Source organism: Neisseria sp., from assembly GCF_030527965.1.
Lineage (GTDB): Bacteria > Pseudomonadota > Gammaproteobacteria > Burkholderiales > Neisseriaceae > Neisseria.
The window spans coordinates 70,594-85,630 of the sequence record NZ_JAUMZU010000002.1 but is presented as its reverse complement, the minus strand read 5'-3'; the positions used below and the strand labels follow the sequence as shown (position 1 = coordinate 85,630).

At 46.1% G+C, this 15,037-nt stretch carries 16 protein-coding genes; 7 read left to right on the top strand and 9 right to left on the bottom strand.

Annotated features, from left to right (window positions below):
• The first annotated feature begins 282 nt into the window (after positions 1–282).
• From Q4A84_RS01455 to pntB, 7 genes are all read left to right on the top strand, one after another.
• Positions 283–1,260 carry an RluA family pseudouridine synthase gene (locus Q4A84_RS01455; RefSeq protein ID WP_303087150.1) on the top strand — a complete coding sequence of 326 codons (978 nt, stop codon included), beginning with the start codon at positions 283–285 and terminating at the stop codon, positions 1,258–1,260.
• A 67-nt stretch (positions 1,261–1,327) separates the two neighbouring features.
• Positions 1,328–1,978, top strand: a complete 651-nt coding sequence (locus Q4A84_RS01450; RefSeq protein WP_303087149.1) for an HAD-IA family hydrolase — start codon at positions 1,328–1,330, stop codon at positions 1,976–1,978.
• A 118-nt stretch (positions 1,979–2,096) separates the two neighbouring features.
• Positions 2,097–3,083 carry a S49 family peptidase gene (locus Q4A84_RS01445; RefSeq protein ID WP_303087148.1) on the top strand — a complete coding sequence of 329 codons (987 nt, stop codon included), beginning with the start codon at positions 2,097–2,099 and terminating at the stop codon, positions 3,081–3,083.
• 404 nt (positions 3,084–3,487) lie between these two features.
• Positions 3,488–4,840, top strand: coding sequence for an NCS2 family permease (locus Q4A84_RS01440; RefSeq protein ID WP_303087147.1), 1,353 nt, complete (start codon positions 3,488–3,490; stop codon positions 4,838–4,840).
• A gap of 158 nt (positions 4,841–4,998) precedes the next feature.
• Positions 4,999–6,537: a Re/Si-specific NAD(P)(+) transhydrogenase subunit alpha gene (locus tag Q4A84_RS01435; RefSeq protein WP_303087146.1), complete on the top strand. Its 1,539-nt coding sequence runs from the start codon at positions 4,999–5,001 to the stop codon at positions 6,535–6,537.
• Between the two features lie 66 nt (positions 6,538–6,603).
• Complete coding sequence (locus tag Q4A84_RS01430) at positions 6,604–7,266, top strand: class I SAM-dependent methyltransferase (RefSeq protein ID WP_303087145.1); 663 nt, start codon at positions 6,604–6,606, stop codon at positions 7,264–7,266.
• A gap of 91 nt (positions 7,267–7,357) precedes the next feature.
• On the top strand, positions 7,358–8,743 hold the full coding sequence (pntB, locus tag Q4A84_RS01425; RefSeq protein ID WP_303087144.1) for a Re/Si-specific NAD(P)(+) transhydrogenase subunit beta: 1,386 nt from the start codon (positions 7,358–7,360) through the stop codon (positions 8,741–8,743).
• 157 nt (positions 8,744–8,900) lie between these two features.
• On the opposite strand, the gene miaB is transcribed toward pntB, so the two are convergent.
• The 9 genes from miaB to secY all read right to left on the bottom strand — a co-directional run bounded on the left by miaB (position 8,901) and on the right by secY (position 15,031).
• A complete protein-coding gene (gene miaB / locus Q4A84_RS01420; RefSeq protein WP_303087143.1) occupies positions 8,901–10,226 on the bottom strand; it encodes a tRNA (N6-isopentenyl adenosine(37)-C2)-methylthiotransferase MiaB in 1,326 nt (441 codons plus the stop codon).
• Positions 10,227–10,496: 270 nt separating this feature from the next.
• Entirely contained in the window at positions 10,497–10,871 is a 375-nt protein-coding gene (gene rplQ / locus Q4A84_RS01415) for a 50S ribosomal protein L17 (RefSeq protein ID WP_303087142.1), read from the bottom strand.
• Between the two features lie 24 nt (positions 10,872–10,895).
• Positions 10,896–11,879 carry a DNA-directed RNA polymerase subunit alpha gene (gene rpoA / locus Q4A84_RS01410; RefSeq protein ID WP_303087141.1) on the bottom strand — a complete coding sequence of 328 codons (984 nt, stop codon included), beginning with the start codon at positions 11,877–11,879 and terminating at the stop codon, positions 10,896–10,898.
• 25 nt (positions 11,880–11,904) lie between these two features.
• A complete protein-coding gene (gene rpsD, locus Q4A84_RS01405; protein WP_303087140.1) occupies positions 11,905–12,525 on the bottom strand; it encodes a 30S ribosomal protein S4 in 621 nt (206 codons plus the stop codon).
• An 18-nt stretch (positions 12,526–12,543) separates the two neighbouring features.
• Positions 12,544–12,939, bottom strand: a complete 396-nt coding sequence (gene rpsK / locus Q4A84_RS01400) for a 30S ribosomal protein S11 (protein WP_002216249.1) — start codon at positions 12,937–12,939, stop codon at positions 12,544–12,546.
• A 19-nt stretch (positions 12,940–12,958) separates the two neighbouring features.
• Entirely contained in the window at positions 12,959–13,321 is a 363-nt protein-coding gene (rpsM, locus tag Q4A84_RS01395) for a 30S ribosomal protein S13 (protein ID WP_303087139.1), read from the bottom strand.
• A gap of 60 nt (positions 13,322–13,381) precedes the next feature.
• Entirely contained in the window at positions 13,382–13,495 is a 114-nt protein-coding gene (gene rpmJ, locus Q4A84_RS01390; protein ID WP_303087138.1) for a 50S ribosomal protein L36, read from the bottom strand.
• 22 nt (positions 13,496–13,517) lie between these two features.
• Positions 13,518–13,736, bottom strand: a complete 219-nt coding sequence (gene infA, locus Q4A84_RS01385; RefSeq protein ID WP_303087137.1) for a translation initiation factor IF-1 — start codon at positions 13,734–13,736, stop codon at positions 13,518–13,520.
• A gap of 2 nt (positions 13,737–13,738) precedes the next feature.
• The gene (gene secY, locus Q4A84_RS01380; protein ID WP_303087136.1) at positions 13,739–15,031 is read right to left on the bottom strand and encodes a preprotein translocase subunit SecY; all 1,293 of its coding nucleotides are present in this window, start codon (positions 15,029–15,031) and stop codon (positions 13,739–13,741) included.
• Positions 15,032–15,037 lie beyond the last annotated feature (6 nt).

The window sequence follows — 15,037 nt, the reverse complement described above, 5'->3', positions numbered from 1 at the left end:
CGCCCGAAGCAGCGTTATATTTAACGTCTTACGGCTGTGGCGGCTGACTTGTCCAAACTTTTCAAGTCAAACTTAACTACTGTTCCGATTTGGCGGGCTTTGCGGCAAATCGGAAGAAATGCTTTGTAGAGTGCGTTTTTAATATAAAATATTCCATACCAAACAAGGCGGATTACCGCCGGCTAGCTTCGATAAATCAGGCTAGAACACAATTTCCCAGTTTGGTATCAATCAATTAACTTGCCCCGCTTCTGCAAAGCAAGCCAATGGATTATAGAGAAAATGCCGGCAATTAGCAAAGACTTAGTCAACCATTTGAACATTTCGGAAAACGATGCCGGGCAACGCCTTGATAACTATCTGTTTAAAGTTTTAAAGGGCGTGCCCAAAAGCCATGTTCTGCGCATTATCCGCGCAGGCGAGGTTCGTTTGAACAAAAAGCGCTGCAAGCCTTCGGAACGTATTGCGGCGGGTGACGTTTTGCGCGTTCCGCCGGTGCGTACGGCGGAAAAACCGATGCCGTCTGCCGCGCAGATTCCGGTGCGTGAGTTTGAAATCGTATATGAAGACGATGTACTGCTGGTAATTAACAAACCTGCCGGCATTGCGGTGCACGGCGGCAGCGGCGTCAGTTTCGGCGTTATCGAGCAAATCCGCCGCGCCCGCCCGCAAGCGAAATATCTGGAGCTGGTGCATCGTCTTGATAAAGACACCAGCGGTCTGCTGATGATTGCCAAGAAACGCAGCGCGCTGGTAAAGTTGCATGAAGCCATTCGCAACGACCATCCGAAAAAAAGCTATCTGGCGTTGGGCGTCGGCAAGTTGGCGGCAAACAAACTGCATGTCAAGCTGCCGCTCTTTAAATACACCGGCGCGCAAGGCGAAAAAATGGTGCGAGTCAGCGAAGACGGCCAATCCGCACATACCATATTACATACCTTGCAACGTTTTAACGGCAGCTTGCTGCACCAAGCAGGCCTGTCTGAACTAACGCTGGTCGAAGCCGTTTTAAAAACCGGCCGAACCCACCAAATTCGTGTTCATATGCAAGCGCAAAATTGCCCAATCGCCGGCGACGAACGGTATGGCGATTATCAAGCCAACAAACGTTTGCAAAAGCTGGGGTTAAAACGCATGTTTCTGCACGCAGCCGAATTGCGCCTCGACCACCCCATAACGGGCGAACCTTTAATATTACAAGCACCGTTACCGCAAGAATTGACGGCATTTTTGTCCAGCCTGCAGCCCGTCTCAGCTTAATGCCTGTCTGAAACCACTTTTTCAGACAGGCTTATAAACCGAAACCCCCGTTAATTTGAGAATCGCCATGAAACCCAAACTCATCATCTTCGACTGGGACGGCACCTTGGCCGATACCACCTTACCCATCATCCGCACCATGCAACACGCTTTTACCGAATGTGGTCACGACGCGCCGGCAGACGACACCATACGCCCGCTTATCGGCAAAAGCTTGGCCGGTATCATCCACGCCCTCGCGCCCAAACTTACCGCCGAGCAACAAGAACGCATTGCACACGCCTACAGCCACAGCACGCTCAATCCGAACAACCGCAACATGAAACTATTCGACGACGCCCTAACCTGCTTGAACACCCTGCAACAGCAAGGCTATTGGCTGGCCGTTGCCACCGGCAAAGGCCGCTCGGGGCTGAATCAAGCCATTGCACAAACCCACACGACAGACTATTGGCTGTCGACCCGTTGCGCCAGCGAATGCCCGCCCAAGCCAGCACCCGATATGGTGCTGGAAATCTGCGGCGAACTCGGCCTCAGCACGGCCGACGCCTTAGTGGTCGGCGATACAGCTTTCGATTTGGAAATGGCGGCCAATGCCCGCTGCCGCGCCGTGGCCGTAACCACCGGCGCCCATTCAGCAGAGCAACTGCGACAAGCACCCTGTTTAGCCCTGCTTCCGAAGCTGACCGGCTTGCCCGCATTCTTGGAAACACTCTGAGCAAACCCATAAAGCCGGTTTTCAGGCAAGCATGATGCCTGTCTGAAAAACACAGTTTGCAAACTGGCGCAAAGCCCCTAAAATAACGCCAATTCCCCCATCTTCAGAAAACCACGTTATGTCTTACAAAATCCAGCGCGACCACGAAACGGTTGCAGCCAACCCCGACAACCCTCAAGAAAGCTGGGAGCGCAACACCTTACGCTCCGCCCTGCTTGAATCTTATAAAGAACAACGCCGCGCCCGATTCTGGCGCAATTTCTGGCGCTGCATATGGACGCTGCTACTGATTTCAGTGATTGCCGCCTCATGCAGCGACAAAAAAAGCGGCATCCGCGGCGAACACAGCCCGCATACCGCCGTCATCAATCTGGAAGGCACCATCGGCAACGAATCCCGCGACCAAGTCGCCATGCTGCGCGACGGCTTGGAAGCCGCCTATAAAAATCCCAATGTCAAAGGCATCATTATCCGCGCCAACAGCCCCGGCGGTTCACCCGTCGTATCCAGCACTGCATTCAACGAAATCCGCCACCTGAAAGCCGAACACAAAGACATACCGTTATATGTTGTGGCCGAAGATGTGTGCGCTTCCGGCTGCTACTACATCGCTGCCGCGGCCGACAAAATCTATGCCGACCCCTCCAGCATCGTCGGCAGCATCGGCGTTATCAGCAGCAGCTTCGACCTGACCGGTCTGATGGACAAGCTCGGCGTCAAACGCCGCACCCATACCGCCGGCCAGAATAAGGTTTTGAGTGATCCGTTTTCGCCTGAAACGCCGGAGCAGCAAGCCATCTGGCGCAAGCTTTTGGAAAACACCCAACGCGAATTTATCCAAGCGGTCAAAACCGGTCGCGGCAATCGTTTGAAAGCAAAAGACTTGAGCGATATTTTCAGCGCCCGCGTTTATTCCGGTACAGAAGCCAAAACCGTCGGATTAATCGACGGCTTCGGCAACATCTACAGCGTCTCGCGTGATGTTATCAAAGCACCCGAGTTGGTTGACTACACGCCGCAGGAAGACTTTAATCAAATCCTCAGCCGAAACTTAGGCGCACAGATTTCCAGCCGAATCCAATCCGTGTTAAACAGAATCTGGTAACTTTATCAATCAAAGCCTGTCTGAAATATTTTCAGACAGGCTTTGTTCTATACGGCGTACAACAAAACTTTAACTCATTTGATAACAGCCCGACATCGCCCCTACCTGTTCCATCATAACCACTCAAAAAATCGCCTGCAAAACCATAGTTTAAACATATTTTGCTTTTTCCTAATTGTTTCCATCGACGCTGCCGAAAGCGCCGCCATACCTTTTCCGTTAATCATTGGTTTATGGCAAAACAAACCATCATCAACTCAAACCGCTGAATGAGCAGCCCTTTGTTGCTTTTGAAAAACATCGTTTGTTTATTTAAGCATTTACAAAAATTGTAACTTGGTTACAAAAACAATAATTACACCGTATAATGCGCTTTCATTTGACTTTATCTCTTTAAAATCATTATGGCTATTTCACAAAACAGTTTGCTTGAAAAGATTTTTCGGTTGAAAGAAAACGGAACCAACGTGCGCACTGAGGTTTTGGCTGGGGTAACCACTTTCTTAACCATGTGTTATATCGTGATCGTGAACCCGCTCACGCTTTCTAATACCGGCATGGATTTCGGCGCAGTGTTTGTCGCCACCTGCATATCGGCGGCAATCGGCTGCTTTATCATGGGGATGCTGGCCAATTATCCGATTGCGCTGGCACCTGGTATGGGATTGAACGCTTACTTTACTTACGCTGTTGTCGGCGGCATGGGCGTACCATGGCAGGTGGCTTTGGCCGCCGTATTTGTATCTGGAATTATTTTTATTCTGTTCAGCTTTTTCAAAGTGCGCGAGATGTTGGTTAATGCTTTGCCGATGAGTTTGAAGATGGCGATTGCAGCGGGTATCGGCATATTTCTGGCCTTGATTGCATTGAAAGGCTCCGGAGTGATAGTCAGTAATCCGGCCACGCTTGTGGGCATGGGGCAATTTCGCATTCCTTCGCCGGACAACCCTTCGGTACAACTGATCAATTGGCCGCCTGTGTTGGCACTACTGGGTTTCTTTCTGGTGATAACGCTAGATCGTTTCCGCGTAAAAGGGGCGATTATTTTGAGCATTCTGATCATTACGCTGATTGCGGCTGCACTGGGGTTAACTAAGTTTGAAGACGGTATAATCTCTCATGTTCCCAGCATTGAACCAACCTTGATGCAAATGGATTTTAACGGTTTGTTTAGCGGCAGTATGATTGCGGTGATTTTCGTGTTCTTTCTGGTCGACTTGTTCGACAGTACCGGAACATTGGTTGGCGTATCTCACCGCGCAGGGCTTCTAGTAGACGGCAAACTGCCGCGTTTGAAAAAAGCCTTGTTTGCCGACTCAACGGCAATTATTGCCGGCGCCGCTTTGGGAACCTCATCTACTACGCCTTACATTGAAAGTGCTTCCGGCGTGGCCGCCGGCGGCCGTACTGGATTGACTGCCGTTACGGTAGGCATTCTGATGCTGGCTTGTTTGTGGTTTTCCCCGTTGGCCAAAGCGGTTCCTGCTTTTGCCACTGCTCCTGCATTACTTTACATCGGCGTGCATATGCTGCGCAGTGCAACGGAAATTGACTGGAGCGACATGACGGAAGCCGCTCCCGCTTTTATCACCATTATCTTTATGCCGTTTTCTTATTCTATTGCCGACGGGATTGCGATGGGGTTTATCAGCTATGCGGTAATCAAATTAGCCTGTGGTCGAACCAAAGAAGTGCCGCCCATGGTTTGGATTGTTGCATTGGCTTGGGCGACTAAATTCTGGTTTCTAGGCGCCTGAAAACCTGTTGCTTAGGATAAAAATGCCTGTCTGAATCGTTTTCAGACAGGCATTTTTTTATTAATTAAATGTTGTCAGACAAGGTTAAATTCGTTATAACCCAAAGGAAGTAAGTTTATTTGTCTAATTGTAAATTAAATAAGCATGAGGATGTAGCTATGAGAATCGGCATACCGAAGGAAACGGCGGCGCTGGAAACCCGAGTGGCCTGTACGCCCTCGACTGTAGCCCAGTTGAAAAAATTAGGCTTTGAAGTGGTTGTGGCGCACGACGCAGGTTTGGCAGCAAGCCTGAGTGATGCAGCCTACGAAGCGGCAGGCGCAACGGTGGCGGATACCACCGAAGTATGGGCCTGTCCTTTAATTTATAAAGTTAACGCACCGTCTGATTCAGAAATCGCCGCTTTAACAGCCGGGCAGACTTTAGTAAGCTTTTTATGGCCGGCACAAAATCCGGAGCTCGTGCAAAAGCTGACCGACAAGAAAGTAAACGTATTGGCGATGGACATGGTTCCGCGCATTTCACGTGCGCAAGCGCTGGATGCCTTATCTTCTATGGCCAATATCAGCGGTTACCGCGCTGTCATCGAGGCAGCCAATGCCTTCGGCCGGTTCTTTACCGGCCAGATTACCGCTGCGGGTAAAGTGCCGCCGGCGCAAGTGTTGGTTATCGGCGCAGGGGTTGCCGGACTGGCCGCGATTGGAACGGCCAATTCACTCGGCGCGGTAGTCAAAGCGTTTGATACGCGCTTGGAAGTTGCCGAACAAATCGAATCGATGGGCGGTCAGTTTCTTAAACTAGATTTTCCGCAAGAAGCGGGAGGCAGCGGTGATGGCTATGCCAAAGTGATGAGCGATGAATTTATCGCGGCGGAAATGAAACTGTTTGCAGAGCAAGCCAAAGAAGTAGACATCATCATTACCACCGCCGCCATTCCGGGCAAGCCTGCGCCCAAGCTGATTACCAAAGCAATGGTTGAAAGCATGAAACCCGGTTCAGTCATCGTCGATTTGGCGGCGGCAACCGGCGGCAACTGCGAGCTGACCCGACCGGGCGAGCTTTATACGACTGACAACGGCGTGAAAATCATTGGTTACACAGATATGGCCAACCGTTTGGCCGGCCAGTCTTCCCAACTTTACGCCACCAATCTGGTTAATTTGAGCAAACTGCTCAGCCCGAATAAAGACGGCGAAATTGCACTGGATTTTGATGACGTGGTTATTCGCAACATGACGGTAACACGCGACGGCGAAATCACCTTCCCGCCCCCCGCCATTCAGGTTTCCGCCGCACCCCAACAATCTCAGCCTGAAAAAACGGCAGCGGCCAAGCCCGCACCCAAACCGGTTGCCACGTGGAAAAAACTCGCACCGGCCGCCATTGCCGCAGTTTTGGTATTGTGGGTCGGCGCGGTTGCCCCCGAAGCCTTTCTAAACCACTTTATCGTATTCGTATTGTCTTGTGTTATCGGCTATTACGTCGTGTGGAATGTGAGCCATTCGCTGCACACACCGCTGATGTCGGTAACCAATGCGATTTCAGGCATTATCGTGGTTGGCGCACTGCTGCAAATCGGCCAAGGTAATGGTTGGGTATCATTGTTGGCCTTCATTGCCATCTTGATTGCCGGCATCAATATTTTCGGCGGCTTCTTCGTTACCCGCCGTATGTTGAATATGTTCCGCAGAGGCTAAAGCCATTAGCGACATGCCGAAAAGGGCTGAAACACAATACCCCGTTTTCAACAGGAGCCAATAATCATGCAACAATCCGACGAACAAACCGCCGTCCAACTGCGTTGCCCGCATGGTGAGGAAGGCACCATGTTTGGTCAGGTTATGAATTTACGCAACCTGACTCAAACGGTTAGTGCGTTTCACGCTGTGGCGCTCAACGATTCCGATTGCATTCTGGAGATTGGCTGCGGCAACGGCGGATTATTGAGCTATATTCTTTCGCTGACCGACAATATGCATTACACCGGCTTGGAAATCTCGCCGCTGATGCAGCAACAGGCTCAAACATTCAATGCACCGTTTATCGCTGCACAACAAGCTGAATACGTGCTTTATGACGGAGGCTTGCTGCTCTTCGGCGACCAAGCATTCGATAAAGTGGTTTCGGTAAATACGGTGTACTTCTGGCAAAACGCACCGCAAATGCTGTCTGAAATCTGCCGTGTGTTAAAACCAGCCGGGCGGCTGTGTCTGAACTTTTGCGAAAAAGACTTTATGACCCAATTGCCGTTCGCACAATACGGTTTCACTCTTTACGATGCCAGCGAAATCAAACAAATGACGCAACAAATGCCTCTTTATTGCGTCACCGAGCAGCGTAGCAGAGATTGGGCAGTTAGCAAAACCGGAGCCTTGATACGGCGCGAATTTGTCAATCTGGTGTTTGAGAAGCAAAAGGCTGTCTGAAAACGGAATAGCATGATGTCAGAGGTTTTCAAATCCTCTTCGCATGACCTAACAAGCACAATATATTTTAGTTAACTTTGGAAAAATCAAAATGTCTTCAGGATTAGTTACAGCGGCCTATATCGTTGCCGCCATTCTGTTTATTTTCTCACTGGCGGGGCTTTCCAAGCAGGAAACCGCCAAGCAAGGTTGTTATTCAGGTATAACGGGGATGGCCATTGCCCTATTTGCCACCATATTTTCCGAAAACACCGCCGGGCTTGGCTGGGTAATCATTGCCATGGCTATTGGCGGCGCTATCGGCGTGTATAAAGCCCGCAAAGTAGAAATGACCGAAATGCCCGAGCTGATTGCGCTATTGCACAGCTTTGTTGGCCTGGCTGCTGTATTGGTGGGCTTCAACAGTTTTATCGAACCAGGCGACATTGCCTCGGATATGCACACGATTCATTTAGTGGAAGTATTTTTAGGCATCTTCATCGGCGCGGTAACGTTTACCGGTTCGATTGTAGCTTTCGGCAAACTGAACGGTAAAATCAGCAGCGCACCCTTGCAACTGCCCATGAAACACAAACTCAATCTGTTAGCGCTTGTGGTGTCGTTTATTCTACTGTTGGTATTCGTTTCCGCTGGCGGCAGCTGGTTTGCTCTAATTCTGATGACTGCAATCGCATTGGCTTTTGGCTGGCATTTGGTGGCTTCCATCGGCGGCGCAGATATGCCGGTGGTCGTTTCCATGCTCAACTCCTATTCAGGTTGGGCCGCTGCTGCGGCAGGTTTTATGCTTTCCAACGACTTGCTGATTGTAACAGGCGCATTGGTGGGTTCCAGCGGTGCGATTCTGTCGTACATCATGTGTAAAGCCATGAACCGTTCATTTATTTCCGTCATTGCCGGCGGCTTTGGCACCGACGGATCTTCTGCCAGCTCAGGTAGCGAAGAAGTCGGTGAATACCGCGAAGCCAAGCCGGCAGAAGTTGCAGAAATGCTGAGAAACGCCCACAGTGTTATCATTACGCCCGGCTACGGCATGGCTGTGGCCCAAGCACAATACCCTGTTGCAGAGATTACCGAATTCCTGCGCAAAAATGGCGCCGAAGTTCGTTTCGGCATTCACCCCGTAGCCGGCCGGTTACCCGGTCATATGAATGTATTATTGGCCGAAGCCAAAGTACCTTACGATATCGTTCTGGAAATGGATGAGATTAACGACGACTTCCCCGAAACTGATGTCGTATTGGTTATCGGTGCAAATGATACCGTTAATCCTGCCGCCCAAACCGATCCGAACTCGCCAATCGCCGGTATGCCGGTATTGGAAGTATGGAAAGCCAAAGAAGTGGTGGTATTCAAGCGCTCGATGAACACAGGCTATGCCGGCGTGCAAAACCCACTCTTCTTCAACGAAAACAGCGTTATGTGTTTCGGTGACGCCAAAGCTACAGTGGATGAGATTCTGGCTGAATTGAAAAAATAAAACCGTTTAAAAGCTACAATGCCTGTCTGAAAATATTCAGACAGGCATTTATTTAGGCCATTTAATGGCTTGATTAACCAGCTTCAGCATTTCATAAATTGAATTTTTGATTACAAAACAGGTTTATAAAGAATAATGCCTGTCTGAATATGATACCTCAAGCCGGCACCCTTTTTCCTCTTAGAGAAAAAGTAAATGCTTCAGTAATCTCAAGCTCTACCATTTGGTTAATCAATATCGGATCACCGGTAAAATTGACAATCCGATTATTAGCCGTACGCGCCTGCAATTGATCCGGATCTTTTTTCGACACGCTCTCTACAAGGCAGCGTTGCACCGTACCCAGCATGGTTTGATTAATACGCGCGGTTTCCTGCTCAATCACTTCATTCAGCGCTTCCAAACGCCGCACCTTCTCCTCATAAGGCGTATCGTCCGGCAAATTAGCCGCCGGCGTACCTGGGCGAGGGCTATAAATAAACACAAAGCTTAAATCAAAAGCAATATCTTTAACTAATTTCAAGGTCTGTTCAAATTCTCGCTCGGTTTCACCGGGGAAGCCCACAATAAAATCAGAGCTTAAACACAAATCCGGCCGAATCGACCTCAATTTACGGATAATCGATTTATATTCCAAGGCTGTATAACCTCTTTTCATCGCACTTAATACTCGGTCAGAACCGCTTTGGATAGGTAAATGGAGATGCGAAACCAATTTAGGCAAATCGCGATAGCACTCAATAATCCAATCATTAAATTCGCGCGGATGACTGGTGGTGAAGCGCATCCGTTCAATACCCGGAATTTCATGCACAATCCTCAATAACATAGCAAAATCACAGATATCACCGTCATCCATTAGCCCTCGGTAAGCATTAACATTCTGCCCCAGTAAATTGATCTCCTTCACTCCCTGTTGTGCCAAATTAGCAATTTCCGTCAAAACGTCACTCAATGGGCGCGAAAACTCCTCTCCTCGCGTATAGGGTACAACGCAAAAAGAACAATATTTCGAACAACCTTCCATGATAGACACAAACGCAGAACCACCTTCCACCCGAGCCGGCGGCAAATGGTCGAATTTTTCAATTTCCGGAAAAGAAATATCTACCTGAGCTCTGCCAGTCTCCCTTTTTTCATCAATCATTTGAGGCAAGCGATGTAAAGTTTGCGGCCCGAACACAACATCCACGAATGGAGCACGCTTTACAATAGCCTCACCTTCCTGAGAAGCTACACACCCCCCTACGCCGATAATTAAATTAGGATTTTTTTCTTTTAAAGGGCGAACCCGTCCCAAATCTGAAAACACTTTTTCCTGCGCCTTTTCGCGCACCGAACAAGTATTGAATAAAATAATATCTGCTTCATCCGCATTATCAATTTGTTCTAAATCCTCTCCTTCAGCCAAAACAGACAACATTTTTTCACTGTCATACTCATTCATTTGACAGCCGAAGGTACGAATAAATACTTTTTTCATAGTAAATGGTTCTCTTTCTTCAGGTTACCCGTAATTGCGGGGCTGATATTTTTAGATATCACAATGTACTGCATTTTCAATATAGTATCTTTATGCATTAACAACAATAGTTTTATAAGCGTAACAATGTCAAAAAACCCATCTATTTGCTCAATAAAATATCATAACAATAAAGGCTGAATCCCGATGGCAGGTTTCAGCCTTTAATCAAGTACATTCACTTCCAAATAATATATTTAGAAACAAACAACTTTTGCTATAACATTAAAATTACTCAGAAGCTTGTGCTGATTTTTCAACCAACTCAATCAATGCCAAAGGTGCATTATCCCCTTTGCGGAAACCGTATTTCAGAATACGCACATAACCACCGTTACGAGACGAAAAACGCGGGCCTAAATCATCAAACAATTTAACGACCACATCACGATCACGAGTGCGATTAAACGCTAAACGGCGATTTGCCAAAGAAGGCTTTTTACCTAAAGTAATCAAAGGTTCAACAACACGGCGTAATTCTTTAGCTTTTGGCAAAGTAGTCACAATTGTTTCGTGAGCCAATAAAGAATTCGCCATATTACGTAGCATCGCAGCTCTGTGGCTACTGCTACGATTCAATTTACGGTTACCATTACGATGACGCATGTCATTATCCTTTTGTCTTTAAACTTACGGCTTTTCCAGCCCTGCAGGCGGCCAAGCTTCCAGTTTAGAACCCAACGTTAGTCCTTTTGTTGCCAAAACCTCTTTAATTTCATTTAAAGATTTCCGGCCTAAATTCGGCGTTTTCAACAATTCGGTTTCTGTCCGTTGAATTAAATCACCAATATAATAAATATCTTCAGCTTTTAAGCAATTAGCCGAACGTACCGTCAATTCCAAATCATCAACCGGTCTGAGTAAAACAGGATCAATTGGCGGCGCTTTTTCCTCAATCTCTTCCACCGAAGTACCTTGCAAATCGGCAAAAATCGACATTTGATCAATCAAAATACGCGCTGCACTACGAATTGCTTCTTCAGGATCCAAAGAACCATTGGTCTCAATATCTAAAACCAGACGATCCAAGTCTGTACGTTGTTCAACCCTAGCTGCCTCCACATCGAAACTCACTCGATTAATAGGAGAAAAGCTTGCATCCAATTGAATAGAACCAATTCTATTATCGTCACGACCTACCCTGCGGCCTGAAACAGACTGATAACCTCGGCCCTGCTCAACTTTGATTTCCATATCAATGTGGCCAGCGTTGGCTAAATGGCAAATGACATGATCCGGATTAATGATTTCCACATCATGTGGTAAATCAATATCACTTGCCAATACCACTCCTGTACCAGATTTTTTCAAAGTTAGTACAACTTCATTCCGGCTATGCAACTTAAATACAATACCTTTAATATTCAAAAGAATATCAACAACATCCTCTTGAACACCATCTAAAGTAGAATATTCATGCAAAACACCAGCAATGGTCACTTCAGTAGGAGCAAAGCCATTCATGGATGACAGTAAGATACGGCGCAAAGCATTACCTAAAGTATGGCCGAAACCACGCTCAAATGGTTGCATGGATACCTTAGCGCGAGTAGCAGATAAAGTATCTACATCAATTTGACGAGGCTTCAAAAATTCGGAAGTGCTATTTTGCATTTAACTGTCCCTCACTGAGCTAGTATTATTTCGAATAGAACTCGACCACTAGCTGTTCATTAATATCACTGTACAATTCCGAGCGATCTGGCATATTTTTGAAAATACCTTCCATTTTGCCTGTATCTACAGAAACCCAACTTGGCAAACCGATTTGTTCTGCCAAACCTAAAGATTCCTGAATCCGAACTTGTTTTTTCGCTTTTTCACGGATTGCCACTACATCGCCGGATTTAACCTGATATGATGGGATATTAACGACTTGTCCGTTCACAGTAACTGTTTTATGTGATACCAATTGACGCGCTTCTGCTCGAGTCGAACCAAAACCCATACGATAAACAACATTGTCTAAACGAGATTCCAACAACTGAAGTAACAGCTCTCCTGTAGAACCTTTGCGACGCACTGCTTCAGCAAAATAACGACGAAATTGACGTTCTAAAACACCATAAATACGACGAATTTTTTGTTTTTCACGCAATTGAAGACCATAATCAGACAATCGCGGTTTTTTAGCTCCATGCTGACCAGGAGCAGAATCTATTTTACATTTAGATTCCAAAGAACGACGCGCGCTCTTCAGAAATAAATCAGTGCCCTCTCGACGAGCTAATTTACATTTAGGGCCAGTATAACGTGCCATCTCTCAATCACTCCAAAATTAAATACGACGTTTTTTAGGCGGACGGCAACCGTTGTGTGGCAACGGAGTAACGTCAGTGATACTGGTAATCTTGAAACCAAGAGCATTAAGAGCGCGCACAGAAGATTCACGACCAGGGCCAGGGCCTTTAATACGAACTTCTAAATTCTTTACGCCATACTCTTGGGCAACTTTACCAGCTGCTTCTGCTGCTACTTGTGCAGCAAACGGTGTACTTTTACGCGAACCTTTAAAACCAGCGCCCCCAGAGGTAGCCCAAGATAATGCATTTCCTTGGCGGTCGGTGATAGTAATGATGGTATTATTAAAAGATGCATGGACATGCACGATACCTTCACTCACAGTTTTACGTACTTTTTTACGCACACGCGAGGCTGTGTTTGCTTTAGCCATCTATATTAATCCTTAAAAATTATTTCTTACCGGCAATAGCCTTACGCGGACCTTTTCGAGTACGTGCATTAGTACGCGTACGCTGCCCACGACACGGCAAACCACGACGATGTCTAAAGCCCCGGTAGCAGCCCATATCCATCAATCGTTTGATACTCATTGTTACTTCGCGACGCAAGTCGCCTTCAATTTCATACTTCCCAACTTGTTCGCGTAAAGCTTCCAGTTGGGATTCGTCTAAATCTTTGACTTTAGTACTGGCTATTACACCAGCAGCCTCGCAAATCAATTTAGCACGAGTAGCACCAATACCATAAATAGCTTGTAAGCCAATAACGATATGGGAATTATTAGGGATATTAACCCCCGCAATACGAGCCATATTTACTTCCTTCTAAGGTAAAAAGCTCATCACTATAACATAAATTTCAGGTTAATCAAATTAACCTTGGCGTTGTTTGTGACGAGGATCAACACAAATCACACGAACCACGCGATTACGACGAATAATCTTGCAGTGTCGGCAAATCTTCTTAATAGACGGCTGAACGCGCATCATTAGTTCCTTTCATCAAAAATTATCGTGTTCTGAAAACGATACGAGCACGACTCAAATCATAAGGAGTCAGCTCAACCGTTACCTTATCTCCGGGAGAAATACGGATATAATGCATGCGCATTTTCCCAGAAATGTGACCTAACACGACGTGATCATTTTCAAGTTTTACTTTAAATGTAGCATTGGGCAAGGTTTCAAGAATCTCTCCTTGCATTTGTATAATGTCTTCTTTAGCCATTGTTATTTACGAGATAAAGATTTCATGGAGAAATAATCATACCGCTCAGTCATTTTGTAAGAAGCGATTTGAGTACTAAAATCCATTGTTACGACTACAAGAATTAATAGGGATGTACCGCCTAAATAAAATGGAATATTAAATGTTGAAGTCAATATTTCAGGCAACAAACAAATTCCTGTTATATACAGTGCGCCAAAAAAGGTTAGCCTCATAACAAGCTTTTCCAAATAATTTGCGGTATATTCTCCCGGCCTAATATTAGGAATGACAGCCCCACTTTTTTTCAAATTTTCTGCTATTTCTTTTGGAGAAAAGACCAAGGATGTATAAAAATAACAGAAAAATATAATCAGCAAAGAAAACAAGACCATATAGATAGGCTGGCCATGACTTAACATTGCGACAAGCTGGGAAAATCTTGAGTCATCATGCGAAGCACCAAACCAACTTCCCAAAGTAGCAGGGAAAAGGATGAGGCTAGAAGCAAAGATAGGAGGTATTACCCCTGCCATATTCAATTTAAAAGGTATATGCGTACTTTGCTCTTTAATTATTTGCCTTTTAGCGTAGTGAATCGGTACTTTTCTTAAAGCACTTTCAAAACATACAACAATATATACTAAAAGCATTACTCCGAATATTATGCCAAAAACCTTTAACAACCCACCAGAGTCACTATTCATCAAAGCAATTAGTTTAGTAAAACCAGACGGTACACCGGCAGCAATACCAGAGGTAATGATTAAAGAGATACCGTTACCAATCCCTCTTTCTGTAATCTGCTCTCCAAGCCACATTAAGAACATTGTTCCGCCAACTAAACAAACTATCGTTGAAACGTAAAATTCAAACTTCGGCACAACTACTAATTTTTCTTGACCAAAAACTAAACTAGCCACACCAAAACTTTGCAATGTAGCAAGCAGAACAGTACCGATTCGTGTATATTTAGTAACAATTCTACGTCCAGCATCCCCTTCTTTTTTAAGCGACTTTAAAGAAGGGAGCATTTCAGATGCCAATTGCATCACAATTGATGCTGAAATATAAGGCATAATACCAATTGCTAGGATACTAAATCGCTCTAATGAACCACCTGAAAACATATTGAGCATGCCAAGTATTCCGCTACTTTGATCTTGATATGCCTTAGCCAAAGCAGTTGCATCCACACCTGGCACAGGTATATGGGTACCAATTCGATAAACAATTAAGGCCATAAGCAAAAATAATAATCTATTCTTTAAATCATTAGATTTTGCCAATCCTTTTTTAAATTGTTGATGAGCCAATTTACT

What these genes read in the sequence shown, in the direction of transcription:
- Q4A84_RS01430 (WP_303087145.1), top strand. Translation starts at nt 6,604, where the DNA reads ATGCAACAATCCGACGAACAAACCGCCGTCCAACTGCGTTGCCCGCAT.
- rpsM (WP_303087139.1), bottom strand. Translation starts at nt 13,321, where the DNA reads ATGGCTCGTATTGCGGGGGTTAATATCCCTAATAATTCCCATATCGTT.
- rplQ (WP_303087142.1), bottom strand. Translation starts at nt 10,871, where the DNA reads ATGCGTCATCGTAATGGTAACCGTAAATTGAATCGTAGCAGTAGCCAC.
- rpmJ (WP_303087138.1), bottom strand. Translation starts at nt 13,495, where the DNA reads ATGCGCGTTCAGCCGTCTATTAAGAAGATTTGCCGACACTGCAAGATT.
- infA (WP_303087137.1), bottom strand. Translation starts at nt 13,736, where the DNA reads ATGGCTAAAGAAGACATTATACAAATGCAAGGAGAGATTCTTGAAACC.
- pntB (WP_303087144.1), top strand. Translation starts at nt 7,358, where the DNA reads ATGTCTTCAGGATTAGTTACAGCGGCCTATATCGTTGCCGCCATTCTG.
- Q4A84_RS01445 (WP_303087148.1), top strand. Translation starts at nt 2,097, where the DNA reads ATGTCTTACAAAATCCAGCGCGACCACGAAACGGTTGCAGCCAACCCC.
- Q4A84_RS01440 (WP_303087147.1), top strand. Translation starts at nt 3,488, where the DNA reads ATGGCTATTTCACAAAACAGTTTGCTTGAAAAGATTTTTCGGTTGAAA.
- rpsK (WP_002216249.1), bottom strand. Translation starts at nt 12,939, where the DNA reads ATGGCTAAAGCAAACACAGCCTCGCGTGTGCGTAAAAAAGTACGTAAA.
- miaB (WP_303087143.1), bottom strand. Translation starts at nt 10,226, where the DNA reads ATGAAAAAAGTATTTATTCGTACCTTCGGCTGTCAAATGAATGAGTAT.
- Q4A84_RS01450 (WP_303087149.1), top strand. Translation starts at nt 1,328, where the DNA reads ATGAAACCCAAACTCATCATCTTCGACTGGGACGGCACCTTGGCCGAT.
- Q4A84_RS01455 (WP_303087150.1), top strand. Translation starts at nt 283, where the DNA reads ATGCCGGCAATTAGCAAAGACTTAGTCAACCATTTGAACATTTCGGAA.
- rpsD (WP_303087140.1), bottom strand. Translation starts at nt 12,525, where the DNA reads ATGGCACGTTATACTGGCCCTAAATGTAAATTAGCTCGTCGAGAGGGC.
- Q4A84_RS01435 (WP_303087146.1), top strand. Translation starts at nt 4,999, where the DNA reads ATGAGAATCGGCATACCGAAGGAAACGGCGGCGCTGGAAACCCGAGTG.
- rpoA (WP_303087141.1), bottom strand. Translation starts at nt 11,879, where the DNA reads ATGCAAAATAGCACTTCCGAATTTTTGAAGCCTCGTCAAATTGATGTA.